This is a genomic window from Bacillus sp. FSL K6-1005, from assembly GCF_038000225.1.
Lineage (GTDB): Bacteria > Bacillota > Bacilli > Bacillales > Bacillaceae > Bacillus > Bacillus mojavensis.
In genome coordinates this window covers 2,465,589-2,483,031 of the sequence record NZ_JBBOBP010000001.1, presented here as the reverse complement: position 1 = coordinate 2,483,031, position 17,443 = coordinate 2,465,589, and the positions used below count along the sequence as shown (strand labels likewise).

The 17,443-nt window shown below is 43.6% G+C and carries 15 protein-coding genes and 2 pseudogenes; 12 read left to right on the top strand and 5 right to left on the bottom strand.

Annotation, left to right across the window (positions count from 1 at the left end; translation table 11 throughout):
- The first annotated feature begins 8 nt into the window (after positions 1–8).
- The 9 genes and pseudogenes from glpP to NST16_RS13030 all read left to right on the top strand — a co-directional run bounded on the left by glpP (position 9) and on the right by NST16_RS13030 (position 8,960).
- Complete coding sequence (gene glpP, locus NST16_RS13070; RefSeq protein WP_029441192.1) at positions 9–584, top strand: glycerol uptake operon antiterminator GlpP; 576 nt, start codon at positions 9–11, stop codon at positions 582–584.
- Positions 585–753: 169 nt separating this feature from the next.
- Complete coding sequence (locus NST16_RS13065) at positions 754–1,578, top strand: MIP/aquaporin family protein (protein WP_340887146.1); 825 nt, start codon at positions 754–756, stop codon at positions 1,576–1,578.
- Positions 1,579–1,596: 18 nt separating this feature from the next.
- Complete coding sequence (glpK, locus tag NST16_RS13060) at positions 1,597–3,087, top strand: glycerol kinase GlpK (RefSeq protein ID WP_010333529.1); 1,491 nt, start codon at positions 1,597–1,599, stop codon at positions 3,085–3,087.
- 140 nt (positions 3,088–3,227) lie between these two features.
- A complete protein-coding gene (gene glpD, locus NST16_RS13055) occupies positions 3,228–4,895 on the top strand; it encodes a glycerol-3-phosphate dehydrogenase (RefSeq protein WP_029441193.1) in 1,668 nt (555 codons plus the stop codon).
- A 133-nt stretch (positions 4,896–5,028) separates the two neighbouring features.
- A complete protein-coding gene (locus tag NST16_RS13050; RefSeq protein ID WP_268446608.1) occupies positions 5,029–6,774 on the top strand; it encodes a phospho-sugar mutase in 1,746 nt (581 codons plus the stop codon).
- 144 nt (positions 6,775–6,918) lie between these two features.
- A pseudogene (locus tag NST16_RS13045) lies at positions 6,919–7,638 on the top strand (GAF domain-containing protein); the annotation flags it as partial.
- Between the two features lie 217 nt (positions 7,639–7,855).
- Positions 7,856–7,951 (top strand): annotated as a pseudogene (locus tag NST16_RS20840) (hypothetical protein); the annotation flags it as partial.
- The gene (locus NST16_RS13035; protein ID WP_168747290.1) at positions 7,948–8,595 is read left to right on the top strand and encodes a response regulator; all 648 of its coding nucleotides are present in this window, start codon (positions 7,948–7,950) and stop codon (positions 8,593–8,595) included. The pseudogene NST16_RS20840 and the gene NST16_RS13035, both read left to right, overlap by 4 nt.
- A complete protein-coding gene (locus tag NST16_RS13030) occupies positions 8,592–8,960 on the top strand; it encodes an NAD(P)H-dependent oxidoreductase (protein ID WP_340887142.1) in 369 nt (122 codons plus the stop codon). The genes NST16_RS13035 and NST16_RS13030 overlap by 4 nt, the downstream gene beginning before the upstream one ends.
- Before the next feature lie 14 nt (positions 8,961–8,974).
- On the opposite strand, the gene NST16_RS13025 is transcribed toward NST16_RS13030, so the two are convergent.
- Positions 8,975–9,217, bottom strand: coding sequence for a YhdB family protein (locus NST16_RS13025; RefSeq protein WP_010333534.1), 243 nt, complete (start codon positions 9,215–9,217; stop codon positions 8,975–8,977).
- Between the two features lie 201 nt (positions 9,218–9,418).
- Between NST16_RS13025 and NST16_RS13020 the strand changes: the two genes are divergently transcribed.
- Positions 9,419–9,742: a YqzG/YhdC family protein gene (locus NST16_RS13020; RefSeq protein WP_340887139.1), complete on the top strand. Its 324-nt coding sequence runs from the start codon at positions 9,419–9,421 to the stop codon at positions 9,740–9,742.
- Between the two features lie 41 nt (positions 9,743–9,783).
- Here NST16_RS13020 and NST16_RS13015 read toward each other — a convergent pair whose 3' ends face one another.
- The gene (locus NST16_RS13015) at positions 9,784–11,214 is read right to left on the bottom strand and encodes a C40 family peptidase (protein ID WP_340887138.1); all 1,431 of its coding nucleotides are present in this window, start codon (positions 11,212–11,214) and stop codon (positions 9,784–9,786) included.
- Between the two features lie 152 nt (positions 11,215–11,366).
- Positions 11,367–11,807, bottom strand: a complete 441-nt coding sequence (gene nsrR / locus NST16_RS13010; protein ID WP_229147619.1) for a nitric oxide-sensing transcriptional repressor NsrR — start codon at positions 11,805–11,807, stop codon at positions 11,367–11,369.
- Between the two features lie 302 nt (positions 11,808–12,109).
- On the opposite strand from nsrR, the gene spoVR reads away from it, so the two are divergent.
- Entirely contained in the window at positions 12,110–13,516 is a 1,407-nt protein-coding gene (gene spoVR, locus NST16_RS13005; RefSeq protein WP_029441196.1) for a stage V sporulation protein SpoVR, read from the top strand.
- A gap of 30 nt (positions 13,517–13,546) precedes the next feature.
- Here spoVR and NST16_RS13000 read toward each other — a convergent pair whose 3' ends face one another.
- Positions 13,547–14,923, bottom strand: coding sequence for an alkaline phosphatase (locus tag NST16_RS13000; RefSeq protein WP_340887137.1), 1,377 nt, complete (start codon positions 14,921–14,923; stop codon positions 13,547–13,549).
- Positions 14,924–15,459: 536 nt separating this feature from the next.
- On the opposite strand from NST16_RS13000, the gene NST16_RS12995 reads away from it, so the two are divergent.
- A complete protein-coding gene (locus NST16_RS12995) occupies positions 15,460–16,470 on the top strand; it encodes a C40 family peptidase (protein WP_340887136.1) in 1,011 nt (336 codons plus the stop codon).
- Between the two features lie 69 nt (positions 16,471–16,539).
- Here NST16_RS12995 and citR read toward each other — a convergent pair whose 3' ends face one another.
- Positions 16,540–17,415: a transcriptional regulator CitR gene (gene citR / locus NST16_RS12990; RefSeq protein WP_168747296.1), complete on the bottom strand. Its 876-nt coding sequence runs from the start codon at positions 17,413–17,415 to the stop codon at positions 16,540–16,542.
- Positions 17,416–17,443: the final 28 nt, after the last annotated feature.

Here is a 17,443-nt window from a genome sequence, read left to right as displayed (position 1 = left end):
AGCACACTATGAGTTTTCACAACCAGCCTATTTTACCGGCTATTCGTAATATGAAGCAATTTGATGAGTTTTTAAACAGTTCGTTTTCATACGGCGTGATACTTGATATTCATCTCGGACAATTAAAGGGTGTGATCAGAGAGGCGCAAAAGCATGGGAAGAAGATGATGGTCCATGTTGATTTAATTCAAGGGATCAAACATGATGAATACGGAGCGGAATTTATCTGCCAGGATATTAAGCCGGCGGGGATTATCTCAACTAGATCAAACGTGATTGCAAAAGCGAAGCAGAAAAAAATTTATGCAATCCAGCGTTTGTTTCTGCTTGATACAAGCGCAATGGAAAAAAGCATGGAGTTTGTCGGCAAGCATAAGCCTGACTTCATTGAAGTACTGCCGGGCATCGTGCCGTCACTTATTCAGGAAATTAAAGAGAAAACAGGTATCCCTATTTTTGCGGGAGGTTTCATCCGCACAGAACAGGATGTAGAACAGGCCCTGAAAGCTGGTGCCGTTGCTGTCACAACATCTAACACCAAATTATGGAAAAAATATGAAAACTTTTTGACAGAAAGTGATTGACACCGCTTTCATCCACTGATACAATTGCACTAGGTTAATACAATGTGATGGAGAATCCGGAGACCACAGCAGCTCTTTACGGTAAAGGTTATACACCCGTAAAGCGGTTTGTTGTGGTTTTTTTATTCCCTATCATACTTCTTAATCGCAACCTTAGGAGGAATTATCTATGACAGCATTTTGGGGAGAACTAATCGGTACGATGCTGCTTGTTATTTTTGGCGCAGGTGTTTGTGCAGGAGTTAATTTAAAGAAATCGCTTTCATATCAATCTGGCTGGATTGTTATTGTATTTGGATGGGGATTGGGTGTGGCAATGGCCGCTTATGCGGTCGGCGGCATCAGCGGCGCCCATCTCAATCCCGCGTTAACAATAGCATTTGCTTTTATTGGTGATTTTCCGTGGAAAGAGGTTCCGGTATACATTGCGGCGCAGATGATCGGAGCAATGATCGGTGCGGTGGTTGTTTACCTTCATTACCTGCCGCATTGGAAGTCTACCGATGATCCCGCTGCCAAGCTGGGTGTTTTCTCAACCGGACCCAGCATTCCGCATACGTTTGCAAACGTTTTAAGTGAGGTTATTGGGACATTTGTCCTTGTGCTTGGAATTTTGGCGATTGGGGCAAATGAGTTTACAGAGGGACTTAACCCTTTAATCGTCGGTTTTCTCATTGTTGCTATCGGTATTTCTCTTGGAGGAACCACGGGATATGCAATTAATCCCGCCCGCGACTTAGGCCCGCGGATTGCCCACGCACTTCTGCCGATTCCGGGGAAAGGATCATCTAACTGGAAGTACGCATGGGTTCCTGTTGCCGGCCCGATTTTGGGCGGATCATTCGGCGGTGTATTTTACAACGTCGCGTTTCGGGGGCAGATCACGAGCAGTTTCTGGATTGTAAGCGTTGTATTAGTTGTGGTATTGTTAGGACTCTATGGCTATACGAAAAAACATGCAGCTAAAACACTATCAAATTCAAAATATATTTAGGCAAAGGGGAGACATCTTATGGAAACTTACATTTTATCCTTAGATCAAGGGACAACAAGTTCAAGAGCGATTCTGTTTGATAAAGAAGGCAAGATCGTTCACTCTGCTCAAAAGGAATTTACACAATACTTCCCGCATCCAGGATGGGTTGAGCATAATGCAAATGAAATTTGGGGCTCTGTCCTTGCTGTTATCGCATCAGTCATTTCGGAATCGGGAATCAGCGCCTCTCAAATTGCCGGAATCGGCATTACCAACCAAAGGGAAACAGCGGTTGTTTGGGATAAGGATACAGGAAAGCCTGTGTATAATGCGATCGTTTGGCAGTCACGACAAACGGCTGGAATCTGCGAGGAGCTTCGTGAAAAAGGATATAATGATACCTTCAGAGATAAAACAGGCCTTTTGATAGATCCATATTTTTCTGGCACGAAGGTGAAATGGATTTTAGACAATGTGGAAGGCGCCAGAGAAAAAGCGGAAAAAGGCGAGCTCTTGTTTGGAACGATTGATACATGGCTCATTTGGAAAATGTCAGGCGGAAAAGCGCACGTGACGGATTATTCCAATGCCTCAAGAACGCTGATGTTTAATATTTACGATTTGAAATGGGACGATGAGCTGCTTGAGATTTTAGGCGTGCCGAAATCAATGCTTCCTGAAGTCAAACCGTCCTCTCATGTGTATGCGGAGACAGTTGACTATCACTTCTTCGGAAAAAATATTCCGATTGCGGGAGCGGCAGGCGATCAGCAGTCCGCGCTGTTCGGCCAGGCGTGCTTTGAAGCAGGCATGGGGAAAAACACATACGGCACAGGATGTTTTATGCTGATGAATACAGGGGAAAAAGCAATTAAGTCGGAACACGGGCTGCTGACAACGATCGCCTGGGGCATTGACGGTAAAGTTGAATATGCTTTAGAAGGAAGTATTTTTGTCGCAGGCTCAGCCATCCAATGGCTTAGAGACGGAATGAGAATGTTCCAAGACTCTTCGCTTAGCGAATCATACGCGGAAAAGGTTGATTCAACTGACGGCGTATATGTCGTTCCGGCCTTTGTCGGCTTGGGAACGCCTTACTGGGACAGCGATGTGCGCGGGTCTGTTTTCGGCCTGACAAGAGGCACAACAAAAGAACATTTTATCCGTGCCACGCTGGAGTCATTGGCTTATCAGACGAAAGATGTGCTTGATGCAATGGAAGCGGATTCTAAGATTTCATTGAAAACGCTTCGTGTGGATGGCGGCGTTGTTAAAAATAACTTTTTGATGCAGTTTCAAGGGGATATTTTGGATGTGCCTGTGGAACGACCGGAAATCAATGAAACAACTGCGCTTGGCGCGGCATATTTGGCAGGTATCGCTGTGGGATTCTGGAAGGATCGTTCTGAAATTATCAACCAGTGGAAACTGGATAAGCGTTATGAACCGAAATTGGAAGAAGAAAAACGAAATGAGCTGTATACAGGCTGGCAAAAAGCCGTTAAAGCAGCTATGGCTTTTAAATAAGATAAGAGTATGTTATAATGGTGACAAGTTAATAAGAACGGTCCTGAGATGAGGAGAGACCACAGCACCAAAGTGTGAACATGCACTTTGGCTGTTGTGGTCTCTTTTTCTATTTACCGTGACAACAAGGAGGAAACGTAATAATGAAAAATCAATTTTCAAGTCTTGAGCGGGATCGCATGCTGACAGACATGACGAAAAAAACATATGATCTATTTATTATCGGAGGAGGAATTACAGGAGCAGGTACGGCTCTTGACGCGGCATCAAGGGGAATGAAGGTCGCACTCAGCGAAATGCAGGATTTCGCGGCTGGAACATCAAGCAGATCAACAAAATTGGTTCATGGCGGCTTGCGCTATTTAAAACAATTTGAAGTGAAAATGGTCGCTGAGGTAGGGAAAGAGCGGGCAATTGTCTATGAAAACGGCCCGCACGTCACCACACCGGAATGGATGCTGCTTCCGTTTCATAAAGGCGGCACATTCGGTTCTTTCACAACCTCTATCGGTTTAAGGGTTTATGACTTCTTAGCCGGCGTAAAAAAATCAGAACGCAGAAGTATGCTTTCAGCAAAAGAAACGCTGCAAAAAGAGCCTTTGGTGAAAAAAGATGGCTTAAAAGGCGGCGGCTACTATGTTGAATACCGCACTGACGATGCGAGACTGACAATCGAAGTCATGAAGGAAGCGGTCAAATTCGGGGCAGAGCCTGTGAATTATTCCAAAGTGAAAGAACTCCTTTATGAAAAAGGCAAAGCAGTCGGTGTATTAATTGAAGACGTTTTGACCAAAAAAGAATATAAAGTATATGCGAAAAAAATCGTCAATGCGACAGGCCCTTGGGTAGACCAGCTTAGAGAAAAAGACCATTCTAAAAACGGAAAGCACCTTCAGCATACAAAAGGTATTCACCTTGTATTTGACCAATCTGTCTTCCCTCTGAAACAGGCGGTATATTTCGATACACCGGACGGCCGCATGGTGTTTGCTATTCCTCGTGAAGGCAAAACATACGTCGGCACAACCGATACCGTTTACAAAGAGGCGCTGGAGCATCCGCGCATGACAACTGAGGATCGTGATTACGTCATCAATTCAATTAATTACATGTTCCCGGAACTGAATATTAAGGCGGATGATATCGAATCAAGCTGGGCTGGCCTGCGTCCGCTCATTCATGAAGAAGGAAAGGATCCTTCCGAGATTTCACGCAAAGATGAAATTTGGACGTCAGATTCAGGCTTGATCACTATTGCCGGCGGTAAGCTGACCGGGTACAGAAAAATGGCGGAGCACATTGTCGATCTTGTTCGTGATCGGTTAAAAGAGGAAGGCGAAAAGGACTTCGGCCCATGCAAAACAAAAAACATGCCGATTTCAGGCGGGCATGTCGGAGGATCTAAAAACCTTGCATCCTTTGTGACAGCGAAAACGAAAGAAGGCATTGCGGCCGGCTTATCAGAAAAAGATGCGAAACAGCTGGCTATCAGATACGGCTCCAACGTAGAGCGTGTCTTTAATCGAGTCGAGGCGCTGAAAGACGAGGCGGTGAAGCGAAATATCCCGGTTCATATCCTTGCCGAAGCGGAATACAGCATTGAAGAAGAATTGACTGCAACGCCTGCTGACTTCTTTGTCCGCAGAACGGGACGTTTATTTTTTGATATTAATTGGGTAAAAACATATAAAGACGCCGTTATTGATTTTATGAGCGAGCGATTCCAGTGGGATGAGCAGACGCAAAACAAACATACAGAAAACCTCAACAAGCTATTACACGATGCGGTTGTGCCGATCGAGCAATAAAAAAAACGGGCTGTCTGCAGCCCGTTTTTTCTTTTATGAGCCAGAAAGCGCCGGATCTCAAGATATCAAGTGACAGAGGCGCTCTCTTCATATTAAAATAATGGCATATGGCTAATACATAGGAGGACGAATTATGACTTGGAGAAAGAGCTATGAACGTTGGAAACAGACAGAAAATTTAGATCCTGAATTAAAAAAGCTCCTCACTGAATTAGAGGGAAATGATCAGGCTCTTGAGGACTGCTTCTATAAAAACCTTGAATTCGGAACTGGGGGGATGCGTGGAGAAATTGGCGCCGGTACGAATCGGATGAATATTTACACGGTGCGCAAGGCATCAGCGGGATTCGCGGCATACATCTTGCAGCAGGGTGAGGAAGCAAAAAAACGGGGTGTTGTCATTGCATATGATTCCCGCCATAAATCACCGGAGTTTGCGATGGAAGCGGCAAAAACACTTGCTACACAAGGCATCCAAACGTACGTGTTTGATGAGCTTCGCCCAACGCCAGAGTTGTCATTCGCTGTCAGACAATTGAACGCTTATGGCGGAATTGTTGTGACGGCGAGCCATAACCCGCCTGAATACAATGGGTACAAAGTGTACGGTGATGACGGCGGCCAGCTTCCTCCGCGGGAAGCAGACATCGTCATTGAGCAGGTAAACGCCATCGAAAATGAGCTGACAATTACAGTTGACGATGAAGAAGCGCTAAAAGAAAAAGGCTTAATCAAGATCATCGGTGAAGAAATTGATAAGGTCTATACTGAAAAACTGACGTCTATTTCCGTTCATCCTGAGTTATCCGGAGAAGTGGATGTGAAAGTGGTTTTCACTCCGCTGCATGGAACCGCAAACAAACCGGTCAGACGCGGACTCGAAGCTCTTGGTTATCAAAATGTCACGGTTGTGAAGGAACAGGAACGGCCAGATCCGGACTTTTCAACTGTAACTTCTCCGAACCCGGAAGAGCATGCTGCATTTGAATACGCTATTAAGCTTGGCGAAGAACAAAATGCAGATATTCTTATCGCAACAGATCCAGATGCGGACCGCCTTGGCATTGCGGTGAAAAATGATGAAGGCGAATATACAGTGCTGACAGGAAACCAAACCGGCGCGCTGCTGCTTCATTATTTGCTTTCTGAAAAGAAAAAACAAGGAATCCTGCCTGAGAATGGCGTCGTTCTCAAAACAATCGTAACAAGTGAAATCGGACGCGATGTCGCATCTTCATTCGGACTCGATACGATTGATACATTGACAGGCTTTAAGTTTATCGGTGAAAAGATTAAAGAATACGAAGCCTCAGGCCAGTACACCTTCCAATTCGGGTATGAAGAAAGCTATGGTTATTTAATCGGTGATTTCGCCCGCGACAAGGATGCCATTCAAGCCGCGCTTTTGGCAGTTGAGGTTTGCGCGTTCTATAAGAAACAAGGAACGTCATTATATGTAGCGTTAATGAATATCTTCAAAGAATATGGCTTTTATCGTGAAGGACTGAAATCACTGACACTGAAAGGAAAACAGGGAGCGGAGCAGATTGAAGCGATTCTTGCTTCCTTCAGACAAAATCCGCCGAAAACAATGGCCGGTAAACAGGTTGTAACAGCTGAGGATTACGCTGTAAGCAAACGGATGGTTCTGACGGAAAATAAAGAAGAAGACATCGACCTGCCAAAATCAAACGTGCTGAAATACTTCCTGGAAGACGGATCTTGGTTCTGCCTCCGTCCTTCTGGTACTGAGCCGAAGGTCAAATTTTATTTCGCCGTAAAAGGAACTTCATTAGAAGATAGTGAACAGCGCCTTGCCGCTCTTTCTGATGATGTCATGAAGACAGTTGACGAAATTGTCGAAGCAACAGCAACATAATTCAAAAAAAGCTGGATCATGCAGTGATCCAGCTTTTTTCTATTCTCATCCAAAAGTCTGAAAGAAAATCATCCGTCATGCGAAGTAACAATATTCAAAAAACTGGTATAATCTTAGATAATAACCATAGCCGGAGTGAGAGACGTGACCAAACCGAGGATGGAAAAATTAAGAACGCTGAAAACCATTGCGGAGACTTTAAATCAAGGACACGATGTCAAAGCAACGCTGAATGAAGTTTTAAAAGAATTGCTGAGCTTAACGAATCTTCAGTCTGGATGGATCTTTCTCATTGAAGAGGACGGTTCCTATACCTTAGCCGCAGACGCATACCTGCCGCCTGCTTTAAGCCGCAGGGAAAAAGTGCTGATGTGTGAAGGGGAGTGCTATTGCCTGACGAAATTCAATAACGGCGGACTTAGAAAAGCAGCCAATATTATGAACTGTAAACGCATAGAATCAGCTGAAGAGCTGCATTGTTTTGACACAGAAGGGATTACCCATCATGCGACCGTTCCCTTAGAAGATGGAGACAGACGGTTTGGTTTATTAAATGTGGCGGCGGCCGGAAAAACACTTTTTGATGAGGAGGAGCTTCATTTGCTGGAGGCCGTTGCTTTTCAGATCGGAACGGCAATACAGCGGATGAGGCTTGCTGAATACAAACAAAAAAACGCTCTTTTAATGGAGCGGAACCGTCTCGCTCAGGAGCTGCATGATTCAGTCAACCAGATGCTGTTTTCCGTCAGTTTAACTGCCAAAGCGGCAAAGACATTAACACAGGACGAGACCCTGCAGCAAATGATTGATTTTATTCAAACTTTATCGCAGGATGCTGACGAAGAAGAAGCCATTCTGACATATGCCGTATCAGTCCCGGCATGCTTTTTGCAATTATTGAGGGCTTCCTGCGCGACACGCCACAGCATATGCTCCTCTTCATCACGAAGGACCGGACATCCGTTTTGTGTAAAGACGACATTCAATCCGATCAGTGTGCCGTAGCTTTTAATGGCTTCAGCCAGCCCTTTTTCTAATCCTCCGGGGCGAAGCTGCCAGATTAAGGACTTCATTTCAACCCGGCGCGGAATTTTCCATTGAATCAGAACTTGGAGCGGGCACGAAGCTGTCCGTCAGGCTTCCGCTTACCAATCAGAAAGGAAGAACAGTGAGATGAGAATTGTCATTGCGGATGATCACCATGTTGTCCGGAAGGGGCTTCGTTTTTTCTTTGCCACTAAGGACGACATTGACGTTGTCGGAGAAGCGGCAACCGGAATTGAGGCCCTCCGTGTCATTGAAGAAACAAAGCCGGATCTCGTGCTGATGGATCTGTCCATGCCGGAAATGGATGGAATTGTGGCAACAAAAAAAGCAGTACAGCAATTTCCCGGCGTGCATATCATCATACTGACGAGCTACTCCGATCAGGAGCATGTCATCCCTGCGCTTCAGGCAGGAGCGAAGGCGTATCAGTTGAAGGATACAGAGCCGGAGGAATTGGTGAAAACATTGAGGCAGGTCTATTCAGGTGAATACATGCTATCTTCAGCTATTATGCCCCATGTGCTGACACATATGAAAAAACAGAATGAACCGGAAAAAGAAAAATATTATCAATTAACCCGGCGGGAAAGAGATGTGCTAAATGAAATTGCTTGCGGAAAAAGCAATAAAGAAATCGCGGCATCGTTGTTTATTTCAGAAAAAACAGTAAAAACTCATGTGTCTAATCTTTTAGCAAAGCTTGAGCTGGCGGACCGTACACAAGCGGCGTTATTTGCAGTGAAATACAACCTGAATGGAGAGATCACCAAATGAACATATTAGTCATGAGCGGCTCGCCGAGAAAACATGGCAGGACAAGAGTTGCGGCAGCCTTTATATCATCTCTGTATCACACGGATTTGATTGATTTAAGCGAATTTATATTGCCGTTATTTAACGGTGAAGCCGACCAGGCTGAACTTATGCGGGTACAGGAGCTAAAGCAGCGTGTCAGCGAAGCGGATGCGATTGCCGTGATGCGGGGCTTATATGCCAATGTCATTCCGAGGCAGCTTGTGCTTGATCCGGTAACAATTGATGTGGAAAATGCAACAGTAACAGAACACATGGCGGTCAGCATAAAAGAGCTGATGGAAGAATTGCACATGTTCGCAAATACAGGAAACCCCGGCGTCTAACCCCGGGGTTTGTTTTATGTGAGAAGCGTTAATTGATCCTCATATGTCAGCTCAGTGGCATGGTCAATATAGCGGAGAAGAGAATACAGCACCTTTTCTAATACAGCATAATCCTGTTCAAAATGGTATGCATGCAAAAAGTGCTCAATTCGTTTTGATAACAAATCATCCTCTGTCCGCACCATTAAAATTAATAAGTTATCCCATTGGGAACGATGGGTGTAATACAGTGCTTTGTCATAATCAGCATAATCCATGTCAACCGCTTCTCCTTTCCTGTGTGAGAAGTTCAGGATTAGTTTATGCCGTATCAGCTGTTATTGACGGTGCAAAACTTGGTGTCTGCGTCAGAACTGGGGTAGCAATATGAGGGAGACATAAAATGAAAATGTCTGAATGAAGAAAGCCGTTTTGGAAAACCTAAGAGGAAAATAATCTGGGTACAGGAGACTGAACACATGAAATCTCTGCCGTATATGATTGCGCTTCTTTTTTGCGGACTAATCCTCGTATCAATGGCTGCAAAAGGGCATTCAGAAAACATGAACGAGTCTGTTCAAAAGTGGGAACAGCTCGCTTGGAGTAAAATTCAAGATGAATATAAAGGGGCTTCTTTTTCCGATTACGCCTATATGGGGCGGACCGAGGTGAATGACCAGCAGACAAAGGATGTTTTTCGGGTGACCGTCAGCCAGAATGACGAAACATTTTCCGTGCGAGCTGAAGTATATTTTCACCCTGTGACAAAACATATGATCAGCATCAATGTGTTTCGTCTTTAATAAAAAACTGTACAGCCGACAAAGGCCATACAGTTTCATTTTTAGAAATAACGCTTTGCACCGAGGTAGCGCTGTTTCCAGTATGAGTTGTTCATATTTGAAATGACGACCCCGGAATCGTTGGCATTAATGAATTCCCCGTTTCCAAGGTAAATCCCGACGTGAGAAGGACCGGCTTTGTATGTCGAAAAGAAGACAAAGTCTCCGACTGCAGGCTGGCTGACAGATTTCATGGTATTCCAGTAGCCGGCCGCCGTTAATCTGGATACAGATGTGACTTTGTTTAGCGCATAGTAAATGAATCCGCTGCAGTCAAATCCGGCCGGTGTCGTTCCTCCCCAGCGATATGGAACGCCAAGCTGCTCCTTAGCGGCCGCGATCATTTTGTTAATCTTCGCGCTGGTTGAGATGGTGCTGCCTGAAGATCCGGAACTTGAAGAAGGGGATGAAGCTTTGCCTGTAATCGTGAGCTTCTGGCCGATTTGTAAAACATCGGTTTTCAAGTTGTTTTTCTCCCGAATCTGCTGGGCTGTCACATTGAACTTTTGAGCGATCACCCATAAGGAATCACCGCTCTTCACCGTATATGTAGTCGTCGTGGTGCCGGAGCTTGAATTTGACGAAGACGGTGATGTTGATGTGCCGGAAGATGATTGGCCGGTCAGCTTTAGCACTTGTCCAACGTACAGAACGTCTGATTTCAGATTGTTGCTGTTTCGGATTTGCTGTACAGTCAGGTTATATTTGTTTGCGATTTTCCAAAGTGAGTCGCCGCTTTTCACGGTGTACTTCGTTGTTGCTGACGCTGATTGATTCGATTTGGATGAATTGTCTTTAGATGACGAATGAGAACCCGCTGATTTTGTTTTTAACACTTGATTCACATAAATGGTATCTGATTTCAAATTGTTCAGTACCTTCAATTCAGCGATGGACATATTGACTTTGTTTGCGATTTTCCAAAGCGAATCACCAAGCTGCACTTTGTAAGTGCCAGTCTTAGCTGAAGAGCTTGAGCTCGATTTGGAGCTGCTTGAAGTGCCGGAACTTAAATGTGAAGCTTTTCCGGATACTTTTAATTTCTGGCCTGCACGAATCATGTCGCTGTTCAATCCGTTTAACTTTTTCAGTTCTTGTACCGACATCTTATACTCATTGGCAATCAGCCATAGTGAATCGCCGCTTTTCACTGTGTAAACAGCATTTCCGCTCTTCTTTTTTGACCCTGAAGAAGATGATGAAGTGTCGGATTTGCTGCCTGGAATGGTAAGCGTCTGCCCAATTGACAGGACGGTCGTCGAAAGATGGTTGGCGGATGAAATGGCTGCTACACTTGTGTTATAGGTTTGCGCCAGCTTCCATAAGGAATCTCCGCTTTTGACTTTAATCGTTGCTGCTTCAGCGGGTGTAATCGCTAATGTTGAGCTGACAATCGCGGTTGCTGTCAGCCCTGCTGCTAATTTTTTTTTCATCTGAGCTCTCCTTTTTCCCCCAATGATTTTGAATATGCTGTTTCTTTTTTATATCGGCAGATTCATCTCATCGTTTTGCTTTTTTAAAAAATCAGTCACATTTTCTTAACAGAACGCATGAAAAAAGGCATAAAAAAAGAAGGAATCATCAATTATTCCTTCATTTTCAAAAGCTGCATAATCTCCTCTTTGTTTTTGACAAGGTCTCGCAGTGTGTATCTGTTTAAAACGGCAAGATAGGCCATAAGCGCTTCATTAAGCACGTGTTTTAAGCCGCACACCGGAGAAATAATACAGAGATTTCTATTCGCATCAAAACATTCAACAATATTAAAATCGTCTTCTGTTTTTCTGACGACCTCCCCGATATTAATGTCTTCAGGATCCATGCCTAAACGTATGCCGCCGCCTCGTCCGCGTATCGTTTCCACGTATCCGAGCTGACCGAGCCTATATATGACTTTCATGAGATGATTTTTTGAAATAGAATACGTTTCGGCGATCTGTTTTATATTTGAAAGTTCTCCGGGACGTTCTGCAGCCAGAAAAATCAAAACTCGTAATGAATAATCTGTATAATTTGTTAACTTCATATTAAGACCTCGGAATAAGACATTTTCTATATCTTATCACAATCTATTATAAAATGAAAAAAAAGGAATTTTCCTTTTAATAGAAGCTGAGCACACGCTTTTTTTTAGTGCATGTCATTCGGAGGATTTTGTTTTGAACGGTTTTTCGTAATCAACTTCATCTTTTGAATGTTGCGTTCAATGACACATTCGGCAAACAGGTTAGTGTGCCAGACACGTTTTTGTCAGGCAGAAATGTGACTTATCATCTTTTGTCAGGCGGGCTCATACATTATAGATAAGTCCAAGTAGGGGGGATTCGGTTGAACGCGGAGGAGAAAAAGGGATTACAGCGGGCGATTGAGGAAATTACTGAAGTAGCAAAAGGATTCGGCCTTGATTTCTATCCGATGAGGTATGAAATCTGCCCGGCTGAAATTATTTATACATTCGGCGCATACGGGATGCCGACGAGATTCAGTCACTGGAGCTTCGGGAAACAGTTTCACAAAATGAAACTGCATTATGACCTTGGATTAAGCAAAATTTATGAGCTTGTCATTAACTCAGACCCATGCTACGCCTTTTTGCTGGACAGCAATTCACTGATTCAAAATAAATTAATTGTCGCCCACGTTCTCGCCCACTGTGACTTTTTCAAAAACAACTGCCGCTTCCAAAACACGAAGCGTGACATGGTGGAAAGCATGGCAGCCACGGCAGAGCGGATTAAGCATTATGAACGCATTCATGGAATACAGGAAGTAGAGGCCTTTTTAGACGCGATTCTTTCAATCCAGGAGCATATCGATCCGTCTTTGGTGCGTCCGAAGCTCCAGTGGAGTGTGGATGATGAGGAAGAAGAGTGTGAGGAAATGGCTACGCCGTACGATGATCTATGGAATTTAGATGAGAAGAAACCGAGAAAACAATTGAAAAAATCAAAAAAACCTTTCCCGCCTCGCCCCGAAAAAGATATTCTGCTTTTTATTGAGGAGCATTCAAGGGAACTTGAGCCGTGGCAGCGTGATATTTTGACGATGATGAGAGAAGAAATGCTTTATTTCTGGCCTCAGCTGGAAACGAAGATAATGAATGAAGGATGGGCTTCATACTGGCATCAAAGAATTATCCGGGAGCTTGATTTAACCTCTGATGAAGCGATAGAGTTCGCCAAGCTGAATGCCGGGGTTGTCCAGCCGTCAAAAACGGGAATCAACCCTTATTATTTGGGACTGAAGATTTTTGAAGATATTGAGGAACGGTATAACAATCCGACTGAGGAAATGAAGAAAATGGGCGTCAAGCCGAACGCGGGCCGGGAAAAAATGTTTGAAGTCAGAGAGATTGAATCAGATATCTCATTCATCCGCAATTATTTAACAAAAGATTTAGTGATGCGCGAGGACCTTTACTTGTTTCAAAAGCAGGGCAGAGACTACAAAATCGTCGATAAAGAGTGGGAGGCTGTGCGCGACCAGCTTGTGAGCATGCGGGTAAACGGTGGCTTTCCATATTTGACTGTAGACGATGGGGATTATTTGAAAAATAACGAGCTCTTAATTAAGCATTGGTATGAGGGCATAGAACTGGATTTGAAATACTTGGAGAAAGTGCTTCCTTATTTATACCAGCTGTGGGGAAGAAGCGTGCATATCGAATCCGTGCTGGAGGATAAGCAAGTGATGTTTTCGTATGACGGAAAAGGGGTTCACCGCAGGTATTTATAAGAAAGAAGGATGCAGCGATCTGCATCCTTTTTATTTTCCTGTTTTCAAAATCCTAAATATGATTTTTGCCTGGTCGGTATTGTTGATCAGTCCGCTGAATTTCTCTTTTCCGGGGCCGTACGCGTATACCGGCACTTCTTCACCGGTATGATCGGTACTGGTCCAGCCGCTGTTAGAACGGGTGTTGAAAATCTTGATGATGGCTTTGTATGCGCCTTTGCTTTTGTCAGCTTGTGAAGCGGCTTCAACGCTTTTGATTTCTTCACGTGTAAAATCCAGATCTGTATAGCGGGCCAGCACATCTTTGACAGGTTTGCCTTCGCTGATTTTTTTGGCCATAAATTCAGGTGTTTTTTTCGCGGCCAATATAGGCGCCGCATGCCAATTTTTTTCACCGTTTGCCCCAATGGTAAATCCGCCTGTCGTATGATCAGCAGCTGCTATCACCAGCGTATGTTTATCTTTTTTCGCGAATTCAATGGCAGCTTTATACGCCTGTTCAAAATCTCTTACCTCGCTCATGGCTCCGACAGTATCATTGTCATGAGCGGCCCAGTCAATTTGGCTGCCTTCGACCATCAAGAAAAATCCTTTTTTATTTTGATTCAGCCGGTCAATTGCTGAAACAGTCATATCTTTCAGGGATGGGGTTTTGCTGTCGCGGTCGAGCGCTTTATCAAGCCCTCCGTCTGCAAAAAGCCCGAGCACCTGCTGATCTTTATTTTTCTTCAGCGCTTGTTTTGTTGTCACATAGCTGTAGCCCGCTTGTTTAAATTCTTTCGTTAAATTTCTGTCCTTGCGGGTAAAGTAGGATTTTCCGCCGCCAAGCAAAACGTCAATTTTTTGTTTGCCTTTTATTTTATCATCCATATAGCTGTTGGCGATCTGGTTCATGTTTTTCCGAGATTCATTGTGGGTGCCGTATGCTGCGGGTGTGGCGTGGTTAATTTCAGAAGTTGCGACAAGCCCTGTTGACTTGCCTTGCTGTTTGGCTTCTTCAAGTATTGATTTTACTTTTTTTCCATTTTTATCGACGCCAATTGCATTGTTATATGTCTTAACGCCTGTCGCTAATGCTGTTCCGGCTGCTGCTGAATCTGTAATATTATAGTCAGGGTCATCCGGATGCGTCATCATCATACCTGTCAGGTTCCGGTCAAATTCAGTTAACGTCGGGTTGTTGGGTGTTTCACCGTTATTTTTCAAGGAACGGTAGGCATTTATGTATGATGCTCCCATGCCGTCACCAATCATCACAATGACATTTCTGATCTCATCTTTGTTTTGTTTTTTGGCGCTTGCTTTTTCGGTCTGCTGCAGCTCTGCACCGGCGAATATACCGGCTGTAAGCACGGAAACAGCTGCGACTGGCAGCAATTTTGATTTCATTTTTTGAAACAGGCTCATTTTCTTGCAGGCCTCCTTTAATTTGTTCTGCTTATTACGATAGGGAATGTTTGTAAAGTGCGGCAATTGATCCTGTAAATATTCAGTAAAGGATTGTGATGAATATAAAATGGCTGTTCCGTTATCTTGCCTTTCTTTTATCAAAGCATTCATTTTTCCAGAAAAATCTTTACCACAAGTTTGATGCGTGATATGGTTGTTTAAATAAAAAAACTGCGAATAAACGCAGTTTTTATCGAATGCTATCAGTCTCTCATTCTTCCGCTATGTTCTAAATACCTAAATCCCCTTCAATTATTTCCTAATTGTTGATAAAGCGCCCAAATAACATGACAAAAGGACTCGTTTTTTGTCACCTTTGAAACGAAAATGAAATATTTAATACCCTTAAAAACTTTTTTTGAAAACGAATAATTAAGAAATTTGTCACGTGAAGTCAAGACTATTTCTATTGGGAATACAACCTTATAATAGAAAACAAGATGATTAATTAAAAAAAGAGATAAACATAGATATACATATTTAGGGAGGAAAACATGAAAAAGCAAATCATTACAGCTACAACAGCGGTTGTTTTAGGATCGACTTTATTTGCAGGAGCGGCATCTGCACAAAGCGTCAAGGTAAAAAAAGGCGACACGTTATGGGATCTTTCAAGAAAATACGGCACGACAATAAGTAAAATTAAATCAGAAAACAAGCTTCATTCCGATATCATTTACGCAGGACAGACTTTATCCATCAACGGTAAATCGACAGCATCAAGTTCAAAAAGCAGTTCATCTTCTTCTACATACAAAGTAGTGAGCGGCGACAGTCTTTGGAAAATTTCCAAAAAATACGGCATGACGATCAATGAACTGAAAAAACTGAATGGCTTAAAATCAGATCTTCTCCGTATCGGACAAGTTCTGAAAGTGAAGGGCTCAAGCAGTTCAAGCAGTTCAAGCAGTTCAAGCTCATCAAACGTGTCTACGTCTGCAACTTCTACATACAAAGTAGTGCGCGGCGACAGTCTATCTAAAATCGCGAAAAAATACGGTACAACGGTTAGCAAATTAAAGAGTCTCAATGGCTTAAAATCAGATTTAATCTATGTCGGACAAGTATTGAAGGTGAAAGGAACAGGTTCAAAAACTGTAACTTCATCTAAGCCTTCATCTAGCTCAAGCAACAAAGTATCATCTACATCACTTAACGTAAGCAAACTGGTCTCTGATGCAAAAGCGCTAACTGGAACGCCGTACAAATGGGGCGGAACAACAACTTCCGGTTTTGACTGCAGCGGATTCATTTGGTACGTATTAAACAAACAAACAAGTGTGGCAAGAACGAGCACTGCGGGATATTGGAGCTCCATGAAGAGCATTGCCAGCCCGTCTGTCGGTGATTTCGTATTCTTTACAACATATAAATCCGGCCCTTCTCACATGGGGATTTACGTTGGAAACAACAGTTTCGTTCATGCAGGATCTGACGGCGTACAAATCAGCAGCCTGAACAACAGCTACTGGAAGCCTCGCTACCTTGGTGCGAAAAGATTCTAATTTTACAAAGTAACCCGTTCATAGAACGGGTTTTTTTCATTAGACGGAGCATCTTTGTTTTGGTTACATCTAAAAATGAAAATGTGATAAAAAGTCCAAAAACTTTTTTTCCTTCTTATTTTCATAAAGGGCGATCGCATAAGCACCGGCATAGGGCAGCTGCACAGAATGGTAAGGGATTCTGATCATCTGTTTCTCCTCTAATTCGCGCTTTACTGTAGATAAGGGGAGGAATGAAACGCCAAGTCCTTCTTTTATAAACCGTTTCGTTATATGGGTTTGTGTGACTTTCATTGTCCTCACAAAAGGAAGGGTCACTCTGACTTGACGGAGTAAGTCGTCCCAGTAGTCAGGATGATTGTGGGTCAAAAGCAGGTACTGCTCAAGCACCTCTTTGGCATCAATTTCTTCGTCTGCTGTGAAGCGCCGATCAGGAGGCGCAACGAGGACGACTGGGTCCTTATATAAACAGTGGCATGTTAAAGAAGAAGACTGGACTTTTAAACAGCTCAGTCCGATATCCGCCTCGCCAGATTTAATCAGAGACGAGATTTCTGCCGATTCAAAAATCTTCACTGCAATTTCTGTTTCAGTATTCATTGATGTGTATCGTTTCATAACAGATGGAAGCACAGTATCGGCAATAAGCGGCGAAACCGCGAGCTGTAAGGTTTGAGAGTAGCCTTGTCTTACTCTGTGGAGCTCTGCCATGCTGTTTTCATAGTCATCAAGCAGCCTCAGTGCAAACGGCAAATAAGCCCTGCCTTCATCGGTTAACTGAATCTGTCTGCCTTTTCGCTCGAACAGCTTGCAGCTGATTTCTTTTTCTAATTGCTTGATATGTACGGTTACAGTGGGCTGAGATAAAAAAAGCGTTTCCGCTGTTTTTCTGAAGTTTTCATATTTCGCAGCGGTCACAAAGGTGTGAAGCCATTTGAAATCCATTTCCATTCTCCCTCTGATTAATATTTTT